Below are 14,029 nucleotides of genomic sequence, written 5' to 3'. Positions count from 1 at the left end.
CACCCGACGAAGAGGACCGCACCACGTACTGTCATTTGTCGACAAGACGCCACCAACCCACGACCGCGGTCGACTGACCGATCGACAGACTGACAGAACCGACACCATCGGCGCCGCCGGCACCCGGGGGCGACCGAGACGAGGAAACTCCCCGTGATCAGATTCGACGGCGCCGGCAAGCGCCACCCCGACGGCACCATCGCCGTCGAGGGCCTGGACCTCGATGTGCCCACCGGGCGGATAACCGTGCTGGTCGGCCCGTCCGGCTGCGGCAAGACGACGCTGCTGCGCATGGTCAACCGGATGGTCGAGCCGACCTCGGGCCGGGTGCTGCTGGACGGCACTGACGTCGCCGATCTGGAGCCGGCCAAGCTGCGCCGGGGCATCGGCTACGTGATCCAGCAGGCCGGGCTCTTCCCGCACCGGCGGGTGATCGACAACGTCGCCACCGTCCCGTACCTGCTCGGCTGGGACCGGAAGAAGGCCCGCGCCCGGGCCGCCGAGTTGCTGGAACTGGTCGGGCTGGCACCGGAGACCGGCAGGCGGTACCCGTTCCAGCTCTCCGGCGGCCAGCAGCAGCGGGTGGGCGTCGCGCGCGCGCTGGCCGCCGACCCGCCGGTGCTGCTGATGGACGAGCCGTTCAGCGCCGTCGACCCGGTCGTCCGCGCCGGACTCCAGGAGGAACTGCTGCGGCTGCAGTCCGAGCTGCACAAGACGGTCCTGTTCGTGACGCACGACATCGAGGAGGCCGTCCGGCTCGGCGACCAGGTCGTGGTGCTGCGCGAGCACGGGCGGATCGCCCAGCTCGCCGATCCGCACACACTGCTCACCGCACCCGCCGACCAGGGCGTGGCCGCCTTCCTCGGCCGCGACCGCGGCCTGCGCGGCCTCGGCCTGCGCCCGGCCCGCCACGTCGCCGTGCGCCCGCTGGCGGCCGGACTGCGCTACGGCGGGTGGGAGCTGGTCCTGGACGACGAGCGCCGGCCGATCGGCTGGATCGACCGCGAGGCGGCGACCGCGGCCCTGCACCCGGTGACCGGATTCCACCCCGCCAGCGACACCCTGCGCACCGCACTGGACGCCGCCGTCCTGTCGCCCGCCGCGGTCGCGGTCGCCCTGGACGACGACGGCCGCGCCACCGGCACGGCGAGCCGTGAGGCCGTCCTCACCGCGCTCGACGCCGCACCGAGCACCGCCTCGGACGGAGCAGCCGTGCAGGAGGGAGCCGCACAGGAGGGAGCCGCCGTGAACGGCGGCGGCCGCGCGAGCGGCGGCGCCACGGCGAAGGACGATGCCACCCCGAAGGACGGAGCAGGCCGTGGACGATGAACCGATCGTCCGCTGGTACTGGATCGGCGACCACCTCGGCTACCTCGGCAGCCTGCTCGCCGACCACGCCGTGCTCGCCCTGCTCCCGGTCCTGATCGGCCTGCTGCTCGCCGTCCCGCTCGGCCTGGCCTGCGCCCGGTTCCCCCGGCTCTACCAGCCGCTCGCCTCCGTCTTCAACGTCGTCTACGCGCTGCCGGCGGTGGCCGTCTTCGTGCTGCTCATCCCCTACACCGGGTTGGCCACCCAGGCCACCGTGATGATCCCGCTCACCTTCTACGCGCTCGCGGTGCTGCTGCCGACCACGGTGGACGGGCTGCGCGCCGTGCCCGAGCCGGTCCGGCAGGCGGCGACCGCCATGGGATACGGGCCGTGGCACCGGCTGACCGCCGTCGAACTGCCCGCCGCCGTGCCGTACCTGGTGGCCGGGCTGCGGGTCGCGGCGGTCTCCAGCATCTCACTGGCGAGCGTGGGCGCCCTGATCGGGCGCGGTGGGCTCGGCTACCTGTTCATGGACGGGTTCCAGCGCACCTTCACCACCCCCATCGTGGCCGGCATCGCGCTGACGGCCGCGTTGGCGCTCGCCGTGGACCTGGTGCTGCTCGGGGCGCGGCGGCTTCTCGCGCCCTGGGCGGTCCGTGAGAAGGGGGCGGTCCGGTGAACTGGCTCTCCTGGCTGGGCGACTTCTTCTCCTCCCCCGACCGCCGCACCGGTCCGAACGCGATCACCCAGCGGATCGCCGAGCACCTGCTGTTCTCCGGCGAGGCGTTGCTCTACGCGGCGGTGCTGGCCGTCCCGCTCGGACTGCTGATCGGCTACACCGGGCGCGGCACCGCCCTGGTCACCGCGCTGGCCGGCGCGACCCGCGCGCTGCCGACGCTCGGGCTGGTGACCTTCACCGTCCTGCTCGCCGGGGTGGGGGACACGGCCGTGCTGGTCCCGCTGGTCGCACTGGCCGTGCCACCGCTGCTGGTGGCGGCCGTCGAGGGGGTGCGCGGCACCGACCCCGACGTCCGGGACGCCGCCCGCGGGGTGGGGCTGACCCACCCCCAGGTGCTCCGGCAGGTCTGTCTGCCGTCGGCGCTGCCGACCCTGCTGGCGGGGTTCCGCACCGCGACCGTGCAGGTCATCGCGACGGCCACGGTCGCCGCGTACGTCGGGCTCGGCGGGCTGGGCCGGTACGTGATCGACGGTCTGGCCACCCGCGACTTCGCCCTGACCGCGGGCGGGGCTCTGCTGGTGGTGCTGCTCGCGGTCGGCGCCCAGGTCCTCTTCACCGTGCTCGCCCGGTTCGCGCTCCCGCCCGGGCTGCGCGCCCGGCGCCGGGCCCGCTGACGCCGCCCCCGACACACCGACCGCTGCGACCCGACCGCTGCGACCGGGTCACGGCGCCCCGGTCACGGCGACCCGATCACGGCGCTGATCAAGACGCCCTGATCACGACTCCGACGTCCGCTCAAGCTCCCCGCTTCGTTTCGTTCACGCCCTGGAAAGGACATCTGTCACCATGTCGACTCCTGCCTCCCTCCGGCCGGCACCGGCCCGCCGGGCCGTCGTTCTCGGGACCCTGGCAGCGCTCGCGCTGGGCGCAACCGCCTGCTCCTCCTCCGGTTCCGACCCGCTCGGCGCCGGCTCCTCGTCCGCACCGGCCGCCGGCTCGGGAAGCACGGCCGGCACCGCCGGCACGGGCTCCTCGGGTTCGACCGTGGTGGTCGGATCGGCCAACTTCCCCGAGAACGTGCTGCTCGGCTCGATCTACTCGCAGGCGCTCAAGGCCAAGGGCGTCAAGGTCGATGAGAAGTTCAACATCGGAAGCCGTGAGGTGCTCTACGGGCAGCTGCAGAGCGGCAGCCTGACCGTCCTGCCCGAGTACAACGGCGCGCTGCTCGCCTACCTCGGCGGCAAGGCCCCGGCCCCCACCAAGGACGAGGTCAACGCGGCGCTGGCGAAGACCCTGCCCGCCTCGCTGGCGATCCTGGACTCCTCGCCCGCGGAGGACAAGGACACCCTGAGCGTCAGCCAGGAGACGGCCGACAAGTACGGTCTGAAGACGATCGCGGACCTGGCGGGGAAGGCCGGCGAGCTCACCATCGGCGGCCCGCCGGAGTTCAAGTCCCGGCAGGAGCAGCCCTTCAAGGACGTCTACGGGCTGACGTTCAAGGAGTGGAAGCCGACCGGCGACACCACCGCGAACGCGGTCAAGGACGGTGCCGTCCAGGTCGGCAACGTCTTCTCCACCGACCCGAAGATCAGCCAGCTGAAGCTGGTGCCGCTGGCCGACCCGAAGAACCTCTTCGGCGCGCAGAACATCACCCCGCTGGTGAACAAGGCGGGGGTCGACGCCAAGGCGACGGCTGCGCTCAACGCGGTGTCGGCCAAGCTCGACACGGCGGGCCTGCTCGGGCTGATGAAGAAGGTCGCCGTCGACAAGGAGGACCCGTCGGCGGTGGCGAAGGACTGGCTGAAGGCCAACGGTCTGGTCTGACCGGCGGTGCAGCGGCGGCGGTCGCGGGGAGCGTTCCCCGGGCCGTCGCCGCGTCCTCGGGCCGTAGCGCCGTCGGGGCCTCGGGCGCCGGCCCCGACGGCGCTACGGCCCGTCCGGGGATCTTCCCTTGGGCGGCGCGAACATGACAGTGTGGCGGAATGCGCACTCGTCTCCTCGCCGCCACCCTCACGGCGTTCACCGCGGTGAGCCTCGCTGCCTGCTCCAGCTCCGGCTCCGGCACCTCCGCGGCCGGCGCCGGCGGCTCCCCCACCGCCTCCCCCACCGCCTCCGCCGCCACCGCGGCCGCCGGCGCACCCACCACGGGCAGCACCGGCGCCCCGACGCCGGGCGCGTCCACCCCGGGCGCGTCCGCCCCGGCCACCCCCGCCACGGGCGCCTCCGACGGGCCGGCCGCAGGCTCCCCCTCAGCGGGCACCCCTGACGCCGCAGGCACCCCGGCGCAGCCCAAGCCCGCGCCGCCCGCAGATGCCGGACTGCCCACCAAGCCGGGCACCGACGTGACCGCCAAGCTGGTCGACGCGCTGAACGCCATCGACCCGGCGATCGTCGGCGGCAAACCCGACCAGGCCGTGGACCGGGCGCGCAACCAGTGCCAGGCGATGTACCAGTTCCCGAAGGACAGGGCCAAGCTCGTCGAGCTGGCCGACCAACGCTTCACCGATGCCGCCCACCCGCAGGGCTTCGGCCCCGAGAAGGCCGAGAAGATCATCGAGGCCCTGCGCGCCACCCTCTGCCCGCCGGCCTGAGCCGAACGGGCCACCCGGAACGGCCCGGTGTCCTGAGCGCCGGGCCACCGCGGCCGCGCGACGATCCGCGCGGCCGCGGCCTCACGGCCCCCCCTGAGCCGCCCGATATCCGCCGTTTCGGGCGTCGACTCGCCTCCCGCAAAGACGTCCTGACGGACACTCGGACGACGCGGGGGCTGCACACCGGGCCGGTGGAACGGCGGCCGCCACGCGGACCCTTCAGCCGACGGCCAACGACCGACCGGGCGAACCCGGCGAGTCCGGCGGGGCCGCGCCCGGGCAGGCGGATCGCCCGCCCAGTCACCACCAAGCCCGTGCGGTGACGAACAGTCAGGACTCTTGACAGACAAGTGGTCTAGTCCAACCATAGGCATGTCGATCCGACCGGGATGCACTGTGGGGGTGTGACCACCGGCGGCTGAGGCATCGCCCTGCCCTGTTCCGCTCCACCCCCGAACCGCACGGCCGCCCGCGGCCGCACGGCCACACCTGCGCTCCGTCGCGCCCTCCCGCCCTCGCGCCCGAGGTCCCGCACGCCTGCGTCCTGAACGCCTGCACACCCGCGCACCTGCCCCTCCGCAACACCCGCAACACCCGCACCCCGCAGCTCAGTTCCGCACCGACCTTCACCAACACCAGCCCCACCAGACCTGTTGGAGAATCCATGCGTCTACGCAGAACGATCCAGGCCGCCCTCACCGCCTGCGCCACGCTCGCCGCCTCGGCCGGGCTGGTCGCCACCGGGACGTCCTCGGCCGAGGCCGCGACCCCGCTCCCGACCCGGGTCTTCGCCCCGTACTTCGAGGCCTGGACCGGCCAGAGCCCGGCCACGCTCGCCGCCCAGTCCGGCGCCAAGCACCTCACCATGGCGTTCCTGCAGACCGCCACCAAGGGGTCCTGCACCCCCTACTGGAACGGCGACACCTCGCTGCCGGTCGCGCCGTCCTCGTTCGGCGCCGACATCGCCACCATCCGGGCCAACGGCGGCGACGTGATCCCCTCCTTCGGCGGCTACACCGCCGACAACACCGGCACCGAACTCGCCGACAGCTGCACCGATGTGAACCAGATCGCGGCCGCCTACGAGAACGTCGTGACCACCTACGACATCAGCCGGATCGACCTCGACATCGAGGACAACTCGCTGACCGACACGGCAGGCATCGACCGCCGCAACAAGGCGATCAAGCTGGTCCAGGACTGGGCCGCCGCCAACGGCCGCTCGATCCAGTTCTCCTACACGCTGCCGACCACCACCGGCGGCCTGGCCGCGAGCGGCCTCGCGGTGCTGAAGAACGCGGTCGGCAACAACGCACGGATCGACGTCGTCAACCTGATGACCTTCGACTACTACGACAACGCGGCGCACGACATGGCCGCCGACACCCAGAGCGCCGCCACCGGCCTCTACAACCAGCTGGCGAAGCTCTACCCGGCCAAGACCCCCGCCCAGCTGTGGGGTTCCATCGGCATCACCGAGATGCTCGGCATCGACGACTTCGGCCCGGCCGAGACCTTCACCGTGGCCAATGCGACCACCGTCTACAACTGGGCGGTCTCGAAGGGCATCAACACGCTCTCCTTCTGGGCCCTGCAGCGCGACAACGGCGGCTGCCCGGGCACCGGCGGCCGCGACGACTGCTCCGGGATCAGCCAGGGCACCTGGGACTTCACCCACGTCTTCGCGCCGTTCACCGGCAACACCCAGCCGGGCAACGACTTCTCGGTCGGCGTGAGCCCCGGCTCGGCCACCGTGGCCGCCGGTTCGTCCCCCACCGCGACGGTCTCCACCGCCGTGACGGCCGGCTCCGCCCAGTCCGTCAACCTCACCGTCACCGGTGCCCCGGCCGGCGTCACCGCCGCCGTCTCCCCCGCCACCGTGACGGCGGGCGGCACCGCCACCCTCACCGTCAGCACCACGTCCGCGGCCGCCGCGGGCACCTACCCGCTCACGGTGACCGCCAGCGCCCCGTCCGGCAGCCACACCGGCACCTTCAACCTGACCGTCACCGGCGGTACCCCGCCCACCGGCGGGCTGGTCAACGGCGGCCTGGAGACCGGCAGCCTCGCCCCGTGGACCTGCCAGACCGGCGGCGCGGTGGTCGCCACCCCGGCCCATTCCGGCTCCCACGCCCTGCAGGCGGCGGCAAGCTCCGCGCAGACCGGCCAGTGCGCGCAGACCGTCACCCTGAAGCCCAACACCTCGTACACGCTGAGCGGCTGGGTGCAGGGCAGCTACGCCTACCTCGGTGTGAGCGGCGGCGCCACCGCCAGCACCTGGACCAACGCCGCGGGCTGGACCAAGCTGACCGTCCCCTTCACCACCGGATCCTCCGGCACCGTCACGGTCTACCTGCACGGCTGGTACGGCCAGGGCAGCGTCTACGGCGACGACTTCACCCTCGCCTGACGCCCACCCGCACGCCACCACCCGCACGCCACCACCCGCACACCCTGCCGGGGGGCGCCGCGCACCACCCACGCGGCGCCCCCCGGCGGCATCCCCGCCACACCCGCGAGCAGAGCCGGCGACCGGTCCGGACGCTCCGGTCAGGTGGCCGGGGCGGGGGCGGGGGTGGCGGCCGGGGTGGTGGGACGGCAGAGGAGGAGGTAGGAGGCGGCGGAGAGGAGGGCGCAGGTGAGGACGACGGCGGCGAGCAGCGCCGCGGAGGGGGTGCCACCGAGGGAACTGAGCGGGGCCACGACGGCGCCGCAGAGGAAGTTGCCGGTGCCCAGAAGGGCCGAGGCGGAGCCGGCGGACTGGGGAGCGACCAGGCTCAGGGCCCGGGCGGCGCTGTTCGGCAGGACGATGCCGAAGCTGCCCATCAGGACGAAGAGGGCCGGGCAGACACCGACCAGACCGAGGTCCCACACCGTGGTGACGAGCAGCAGCGCGGCACCGGCGGCGACGGCGGCCCCGAGGCCGGCCAGCATGAGCGCGCCGGGGGTGAAGCGGCGGGCCAGGACGCGTCCGTTCAGCTGGGTGACGGCGACGATGGCCAGCGAGTTGAGGCCGAAGAGCACGCCGAAGGTCTGCGGCGAGACGTGGTAGACGTGCTGGAGGACGACCGAGGAGCCGCTGATGTAGCCGAACAGGGAGCCGAAGGCGAAGGTGCCGGTCAGCAGCAGCCCGAGGAAGCGCAGGTCACGCAGGAGCCGGCCCATGGTGCGCAGGGTGGTGGTGAGGCCGCCGCGGTGGCGGGCGGCGGGCGGCAGGGTCTCGCGCAGGGCGCCGAAGGCGACCAGGGCGAGCAGCAGACCGAGCGCGGTGAGCGCGCCGAAGGTGCCCCGCCAGGAGGTGACGCGGAGCAGCTGGGCCCCGAGGAACGGCGCGAGCATCGGGGCCAGCCCGGATATCAGGCTGATCGAGGCGAGGAAGCGGAGCATCGCCACGCCTTCGAACCGGTCGCGGGCGATGGCACGCCCGACGACCAGGCCGGCGGCCCCGGCGGCGCCCTGGAGGAAGCGGCCCAGGACCAGCACGGGCAGGTTGGGCGCGACGATGCAGACCGCGCTGGCGAGGGTGTAGAGGAGAAGGCCGACGAGCAGGGGCGGACGGCGGCCGAGGCGGTCGCTGAGCGGTCCGAGGACAAGCTGGCCGGCGGCGACGCCGAACATCGAGAAGGTGAGCGTGAGCTGGACCGCGGCGGGGGCGGCGGCGAGGTCCTGCGCGATCGCGGGCAGGCCGGGCAGGTAGAGGTCGGTGGTGAGCGGGCCGAGGGCGACCAGGCCGCCCAGGACCGCGACGGTGCCGCGGCCGGGGGCCGCCGCCGTTCCGGCGGGCGGGGAGCCCGTGGGGCCACCCGGCGTGGAACCGGCCGGGGCGGCGGGGGCGGTCGACATGTCGCCGGCGGGGTCCGGGCGGCCGGCGGTCGGACCAGGCATGGGGCTCCTCACGGGACGGCGCGGGCGGATTCTCCTCGCTCCGTCCTACCGCAGCGCGCCTGGTCCGCGACACCCGGGGTCGGCCGCGCGGACCAGTGCGGCGCCCGCCCGCCCCCGCACGGGGTGGTCCGGGGGGCCGGTCCGGCACCGGTCCCGGCAGGGGCTCAGTGCTTGGCCTGGTGCCCCGCCCGCAGTGCGGCCTGGACGGCGGCGCCGTCCTGCCACGCGTAGAGCTGGTTGCCCGTCAGGGTGACGCTGTAGTGCCCGCAGCTGCCGGTGGTCCTGGCCGCGACGCTCTCCGGGAACCAGCCGGCCTTGAGGCTCGCCGGCATCGGGTGGACGCTCCGGGCGGGCGTGCCCAGCGTGCAGCCGGCGGGCAGCCGGCCGTCCGGCAGGGTGGCGCGCAGCAGGCGGTCGTCCCCGGTCGTGGACATCAGGTAGTGGACCGAGGTGGCGTTGTCCGGCAGCCAGGACGGCATCGAGTGGCGGTCCGCCTTGGCGTCGCTGCCCTTGGCGTAGCTGGCCTGCTCCTGGTGCCGGCCGTCGTACCAGTCGGAGACCCGCGGGCCGATCGCGATGGTCGCGACGGCGACGGCCATGCCCGTACCCGCGACCCCGACTGCGACCTTGCTCACGATGCCGTTCATGCCCGCCGTGCCCTCTCTGTCCGATGTCCGTCCGCCCGGCCCGTGCTCCCGGGCCGGAGATGTTTCCATCCTGGGGCCGACCCGCCTGCCGGGTCGTCACCACGAGGTCGCGACCGTTCCTCCGACCGTGGGGGTACGGCCTCCGCCTTCAGGAGTACACGCGGCGCACCGGCCCGGGGGTTCCCGGCCGCGCCGTGCGGTCAGACGCCTGCGGGAGCGGGCTGCGCGACCGGGAACGGGCGGCCGTCCAGAGTCCAGTGGGGATCGATGGGCCGACCGAGTGCCGCGTATACCTGGGCGGCGACGTCCGGGTGGCGGATCTCGCCGGTCGGCGGGGCGGCCGGGATGCCGGGACCGGCGCAGGCCACCCACGCGGTCCGCTCCTCGGGGGTGCGGCCGCCGTGGCCGCCGGCGTCGACGTGGCCGTGGTCGGTGACGACGATGACCGTCCATGCCTCGTCGGCGTGGTCGGCGCGGCTGCGGACGGCGTCGAGCAGCCGGCCGAGGCGCTCGTCGGCGGTGCGCATGGACGCCCGGTACTCCTCGCCGCAGCCGAGGAAGTGCGCGGTCTCGTCGACGGCTCCGAGGTAGACGAAGGAGGCCTCCGGGTCGGTCGTGGCCAGGACGTGCACGGCTTCGCGGGTGACCTCCTCGTCCACGGCTTCCCAGGCCTCGGGGGTGTCCGCCGCGGGCGCGACGTACGAGAGGCGGCCCGGGGCGCGGAACAGCGGGCCGCCGGACTCCTTGATCATCAGCGGGTCCCAGCCGGCGGCGACGAAGGTGCGGCGGCCGTCCTGCCGGGCGAGGCGGGTGGCGAAGTCGGGGAACACGTCCAGCCGGTTGCCGGCGAGGTGGTTGCCCCAGACGCCGTGCTTGGCGGGCTCGACCCCGGTGACGATGGTGGCCCAGCAGGGGCCGGACATGGTGGGCGTGGAGCCGGCCACCGTGACGGGCGCCAGGAACCCGGCCTCGGCCACCTCCGTGAGCCGCGGCATCGGGACCCGGCCCAGCAGGTCGTACCGGACGCCGTCGATGCCGACGACGAGGACCCGGGGGCGCGGCAGCGGAGGTGTGGACATGGCGCGGTTCCTTTCACGTGGCGCGGCCGGCGCCCCCGATCCGGGGCCGCGCCGACCGCGACATGTTCCACGCACTGCCGGTCCGGGACGTGTCGGCAGCCGGAACAGCGGGTGTCCGGCCGGTGTCGCCCCCCTGCCCCCCGCCCGGGCAGCGGAGGGGCCGGACGTCCCGGCGGCGCACCGGTCGGCGCCGCCAGCCGACCCGCCGGAGGCGGGTGCGGACCCGTCAGCGGTAGGCCGACTCGCCGGTGATGGCCTCGCCGAGGACGAGGGTGTGGATCTCGCTGGTGCCCTCGTAGGTGAGCACCGACTCGAGGTTGTTGGCGTGGCGCAGCACCGGGTACTCGGTGGTGATGCCGTTGGCGCCGAGCACGGTGCGCGCGCTGCGGGCGATCTCCAGCGCGGCGCGCACGTTGTTGAGCTTGCCGAAGCTGATGTGGGCCGGACGGGCCGCGCCCTCGTCCTTGAGCCGGCCGATCCGCAGCGCGACCAGGTAGGCCTTCTCCACCTCCAGCATCATCTCGACCAGCTTCTGCTGGGTGAGCTGGAAGCCGGCGATGGGGCGCTCGAACTGGATGCGGCTCTTGGCGTACTCGAGCGCGGCGGTGTAGCAGTCGCGGGCGGCGCCGACCGTGCCCCAGAGGATGCCGTAGCGGGCCTCGCCCAGGGAGGAGAGCGGCCCGCGCAGGCCGGTCACGCCGGGCAGGACGGCGTCCGCCGGCAGGACGACCTCGTCGAGCACCAGCTCGCTGGTGACCGAGGCGCGCAGCGACAGCTTGCCGTGCACGTCGTTCGCGGTGAAGCCGGGGGTGCCGCGCTCGACCAGGAACCCGCGCACGCCCTCGTCCGTCTGCGCCCAGACGACGGCGACGTCGGCGATGCTGCCGTTGGTGATCCACATCTTGGTGCCGGAGAGCACCCAGTCGCCGTTCTCGCCCCCCTTGCGGCGGGCGCGCGTCCGCATGTTGGCGGGGTCGGAGCCGAAGTCGGGCTCGGTGAGGGCGAAACAGCCGATGAGCTCGCCGGCCGCCATGCCCGGCAGCCAGCGCTGCTTCTGCTCCTCCGAGCCGTAGGCGTGGATCGAGCGCATGGCGAGGGAGCCCTGGACGGAGACGAAGCTACGGAGGCCGGAGTCGGCGGCCTCCAGCTCCATGCAGGCCACGCCGTAGGCGACCGCGGTGGAGCCGGTGCAGCCGTAGCCGTCGAGGTGCATGCCGAGGACGCCGAGGGCGCCGAGCTCCGGGGCGAGTTCGCGGGCCGGGAAGACGCCGCGCTCGAACCAGTCGCCGACGTCGGGGCGGATGCGCTCGTCGGCGAACTTCCGCACTGTGTCGCGGATCAGCCGCTCCTCGTCGGTGAGCATGTCGCCGACCGCGAGCAGGTCGGCCGGGTCGATCCGGGTCGGCTTGGCCATCGAAGCTCCTTGTAGTCTCGGCTGGTACCGGTCCGGGCTGGTCGCGGTACTGGTCGCGGTGCTGGTACCGGCGAGTATTGCGCACCGGGGCCGGACACGGGCCACCGGCCACGAGGGAGTGATCATGTACACAGTCGAGCAACTGACGGCGGACGAGCTGGAGGCCGCGACGGGCCGGCTCGCGGCCCTGCTGGTGGAGACCGTCGCCACCGGGGCCTCGCTCGGCTTCCTCTCCTCGCTCGACGCCGAGGAGGCGGCGGGCTGGTGGCGCGCGCTGGTCCCGGAGGTCGCCGCCGGGCGGCTGCTGCTCTGGGCGGCCCGCGCCGAGGGCGACGACCGGATCGCCGGGACGGTTCAGCTCCGGCCGGCCGTCCCCGCCAACGGCCGGCACCGGGCGGAGGTGGCCAAACTGATGGTGCACCCGGCGGACCGGGGGCAGCGGCTGGCCGGACGCCTGCTGGCGACCCTGGAGGCGGGCGCGTCCGAGCGCGGCATCCGGCTGCTGGTGCTCGACACCGAGACCGGGAGCCCGGCGGAGCGGATGTACGCGGCGGAGGGCTGGACCCGGGTCGGCACGGTGCCCGACTTCGCGACCGACCCGGCCGGGGTCGCGCGCCCGACCACCATCTTCTTCAAGCAGCTGGCCGTCGCCGGCGGGGCACCGGGCGGGGCGTAGCGACGGGCGGCGGAGCCGGCGGCCCGCGGCCCGAAGCGGCCCGAAGCGGTCCGAAGCCCGCGGCCCGCGGCCCGCGGCCCGGCTTAGGATGGCCGTCTTCGCAGGCCGACGAGGGGTGGGAGATGGCGCGCTGGGCACTGGTCGTCCAGGAGACCGAGGGTGTCGGCAACGACCGCATCTGGGGCACCAACGTGCTGGCCGAGGTCGAGGGCAGCCGGGCGGACGCCCTCGCCGAACTGAAGCGGATCGTGCCGACGTACACGCCGCAGCACCCCTTCAACAGCCGGCAGCGCACGCTGCTCCGGGACGGCGACACCTATCTGCTGATCTCCAAGGGCAGCATGCGGGACTACCACTGCGTGTTCAAGGTGTGGGAGCTGCTCTGGGACAGCAAGCGGCCCGAGATCCAGCAGGAACGCCTGGCCGACGGCGCCGCCGGCTGACCGGGCCGGCGGTCCGTCAGGCGACATTGCGGAGGCGCTGCATCGCGGTGGTCGCGGCGCCCGCCACCACGACGAGCGGGAACGGCACGCGGCGTACCGCGAGCACTCCGGCGACCAGGAGCCCGACCGGCCCGGGTCAGCCGGCCAGCAGCCGGTCCAGGAAGGGGTTCCCGAACACCCGGTGCGGGTCGTGGCGCTCCAGGACGGCGATCGCCTCGTCCCAGCCGGGTCCGCCGCCCTCGCGGTGGCTGGCGGGGACGACCCGGCCGAGCACGTCCGGATCGGCCCACGCGGCGTCCTCGGTGTAGGCCCAGCCCTTGGACCACTCGACGCGCAGGCCGGCCCGGGTGCCGTCGAAGGTGCGCAGCAGGAACTGTTCGAGGTCGCGGGCGAACCGGTGCAGTCCGGGGGTGCCGGGCAGGGCGAGGACGTCGAGCCAGACGGCGGTGTCCCACTCGGGCCGGTCGGGGCGCGGGCGCAGGGCGGAGAGCAGCGGCGGCCTGGCACCGGGCACCCCGGACGCGGCCGGGTCGTCCAGGCCGGTGACCCGGATCTCCACCGCGCCGTTCACCGGGAACTCACCGCGGGCGCGGTACTCGGCGAGCAACGTCCGGTAGTGGTCCGCGAACTCGGCGACGACCCACTGGAGGTCGGCGCGCCGGGCCAGCACGGCGTAGCCGTTGGCGGTGACCCGCAGGGTGGTCGGACGGACGTAGTTGAGCAGGGTGCGCGAGGGCCCCCAGAGGTCGGAGCGAAGGCCGCCGGCGAGCAGGTGGGTGAGGACGTCGCCGGTGAGCAGGTCGCGCAGCAGGGTGCCGGAGAGCAGCACGTCGGTGATGTCCCCGGTGAGGGCCACCTTGGCGATCAGGTACTGGAGTTGACCGAAGAGCGGGGCCGATGCCCAGGCCCCGGCCACGAGTTGGCCGGCGAGTCGGGCGACCGGTTCCGGAATGCTGTCGGAGAACGGGTAGTTGTAGGGCTCGTCGACGGCACGGGAGCCGAACGGCCGGTCGGGCGCGATGCTCCACGTCTTGAGCCAGGGGCGGTCGGTGTAGGCGAACCAGATCACCTCGGCGCGCCCGTCCCGGTCGACGAAGCCGGCCAGGGTGCGGGGCCGGCCGGCGGCGCCCGGGCGGGCGAACAGCTCGGTCGCCGGGACGTCCACCCGGCTGACGCAGCGCAGCGGATCGGTCGGCGCCGGCCCGGAGCACCACCTCGGTGACGAAGGCCCGGCCGAGGTGGACCAGGAAGGCGGCGCTGTCGGCCTCGGCACGGTCGAAGGTGCGCAGCGTGTAGCGGTCGGTGGC

General features: G+C 74.1%; 13 protein-coding genes. 8 read left to right on the top strand and 5 right to left on the bottom strand.

The features are described from left to right. The first annotated feature begins 153 nt into the window (after window positions 1-153). From MCM47_RS16590 to MCM47_RS16565, 6 genes are all read left to right on the top strand, one after another. On the top strand, window positions 154-1,329 hold the full coding sequence (locus tag MCM47_RS16590) for an ABC transporter ATP-binding protein (RefSeq protein ID WP_238862389.1): 1,176 nt from the start codon (window positions 154-156) through the stop codon (window positions 1,327-1,329). Next, the gene (locus tag MCM47_RS16585; RefSeq protein ID WP_238862388.1) at window positions 1,319-1,987 is read left to right on the top strand and encodes an ABC transporter permease; all 669 of its coding nucleotides are present in this window, start codon (window positions 1,319-1,321) and stop codon (window positions 1,985-1,987) included. The genes MCM47_RS16590 and MCM47_RS16585 overlap by 11 nt, the downstream gene beginning before the upstream one ends. Beyond that, window positions 1,984-2,661: an ABC transporter permease gene (locus tag MCM47_RS16580; protein WP_238862387.1), complete on the top strand. Its 678-nt coding sequence runs from the start codon at window positions 1,984-1,986 to the stop codon at window positions 2,659-2,661. Before MCM47_RS16585 ends, MCM47_RS16580 begins: the two co-directional genes overlap by 4 nt. Before the next feature lie 172 nt (window positions 2,662-2,833). Next, on the top strand, window positions 2,834-3,811 hold the full coding sequence (locus MCM47_RS16575) for an ABC transporter substrate-binding protein (protein WP_238862386.1): 978 nt from the start codon (window positions 2,834-2,836) through the stop codon (window positions 3,809-3,811). A gap of 158 nt (window positions 3,812-3,969) precedes the next feature. Next, window positions 3,970-4,578: a hypothetical protein gene (locus MCM47_RS16570; protein ID WP_238862385.1), complete on the top strand. Its 609-nt coding sequence runs from the start codon at window positions 3,970-3,972 to the stop codon at window positions 4,576-4,578. A gap of 664 nt (window positions 4,579-5,242) precedes the next feature. Further along, on the top strand, window positions 5,243-6,988 hold the full coding sequence (locus tag MCM47_RS16565) for a glycosyl hydrolase family 18 protein (protein WP_238862384.1): 1,746 nt from the start codon (window positions 5,243-5,245) through the stop codon (window positions 6,986-6,988). Window positions 6,989-7,128: 140 nt separating this feature from the next. On the opposite strand, the gene MCM47_RS16560 is transcribed toward MCM47_RS16565, so the two are convergent. The 4 genes from MCM47_RS16560 to MCM47_RS16545 form a co-directional block, all read right to left on the bottom strand. Next, window positions 7,129-8,463, bottom strand: coding sequence for a multidrug effflux MFS transporter (locus tag MCM47_RS16560; protein WP_238862383.1), 1,335 nt, complete (start codon window positions 8,461-8,463; stop codon window positions 7,129-7,131). 164 nt (window positions 8,464-8,627) lie between these two features. Further along, window positions 8,628-9,098 (bottom strand): hypothetical protein, encoded by a 471-nt coding sequence (locus tag MCM47_RS16555; RefSeq protein ID WP_238862382.1) that lies wholly within the window; start codon window positions 9,096-9,098, stop codon window positions 8,628-8,630. Between the two features lie 212 nt (window positions 9,099-9,310). Further along, a complete protein-coding gene (locus tag MCM47_RS16550; protein WP_308222333.1) occupies window positions 9,311-10,189 on the bottom strand; it encodes an alkaline phosphatase family protein in 879 nt (292 codons plus the stop codon). 226 nt (window positions 10,190-10,415) lie between these two features. Next, window positions 10,416-11,603, bottom strand: a complete 1,188-nt coding sequence (locus tag MCM47_RS16545) for an acyl-CoA dehydrogenase family protein (RefSeq protein WP_238862381.1) — start codon at window positions 11,601-11,603, stop codon at window positions 10,416-10,418. A 124-nt stretch (window positions 11,604-11,727) separates the two neighbouring features. On the opposite strand from MCM47_RS16545, the gene MCM47_RS16540 reads away from it, so the two are divergent. Beyond that, window positions 11,728-12,279 carry a GNAT family N-acetyltransferase gene (locus tag MCM47_RS16540; RefSeq protein WP_238862380.1) on the top strand — a complete coding sequence of 184 codons (552 nt, stop codon included), beginning with the start codon at window positions 11,728-11,730 and terminating at the stop codon, window positions 12,277-12,279. Window positions 12,280-12,401: 122 nt separating this feature from the next. Then, window positions 12,402-12,722, top strand: a complete 321-nt coding sequence (locus MCM47_RS16535) for a hypothetical protein (protein WP_238862379.1) — start codon at window positions 12,402-12,404, stop codon at window positions 12,720-12,722. A gap of 136 nt (window positions 12,723-12,858) precedes the next feature. On the opposite strand, the gene MCM47_RS43280 is transcribed toward MCM47_RS16535, so the two are convergent. Continuing rightward, a complete protein-coding gene (locus tag MCM47_RS43280) occupies window positions 12,859-13,887 on the bottom strand; it encodes a cholesterol oxidase substrate-binding domain-containing protein (protein WP_308222331.1) in 1,029 nt (342 codons plus the stop codon). Window positions 13,888-14,029 lie beyond the last annotated feature (142 nt).

This window comes from Kitasatospora sp. A2-31 (assembly GCF_022288725.1).
GTDB lineage: Bacteria > Actinomycetota > Actinomycetes > Streptomycetales > Streptomycetaceae > Kitasatospora.
This window is presented reverse-complemented; position numbering and strand designations above follow the sequence as displayed.

Bases quoted from the DNA above. Each gene is read 5' to 3' on its own strand.
- MCM47_RS16575 (WP_238862386.1), top strand. From the start codon at position 2,834: ATGTCGACTCCTGCCTCCCTCCGGCCGGCACCGGCCCGCCGGGCCGTC.
- MCM47_RS16570 (WP_238862385.1), top strand. From the start codon at position 3,970: ATGCGCACTCGTCTCCTCGCCGCCACCCTCACGGCGTTCACCGCGGTG.
- MCM47_RS16565 (WP_238862384.1), top strand. From the start codon at position 5,243: ATGCGTCTACGCAGAACGATCCAGGCCGCCCTCACCGCCTGCGCCACG.
- MCM47_RS16560 (WP_238862383.1), bottom strand. From the start codon at position 8,463: ATGCCTGGTCCGACCGCCGGCCGCCCGGACCCCGCCGGCGACATGTCG.
- MCM47_RS16550 (WP_308222333.1), bottom strand. From the start codon at position 10,189: ATGTCCACACCTCCGCTGCCGCGCCCCCGGGTCCTCGTCGTCGGCATC.
- MCM47_RS16545 (WP_238862381.1), bottom strand. From the start codon at position 11,603: ATGGCCAAGCCGACCCGGATCGACCCGGCCGACCTGCTCGCGGTCGGC.
- MCM47_RS16540 (WP_238862380.1), top strand. From the start codon at position 11,728: ATGTACACAGTCGAGCAACTGACGGCGGACGAGCTGGAGGCCGCGACG.
- MCM47_RS16535 (WP_238862379.1), top strand. From the start codon at position 12,402: ATGGCGCGCTGGGCACTGGTCGTCCAGGAGACCGAGGGTGTCGGCAAC.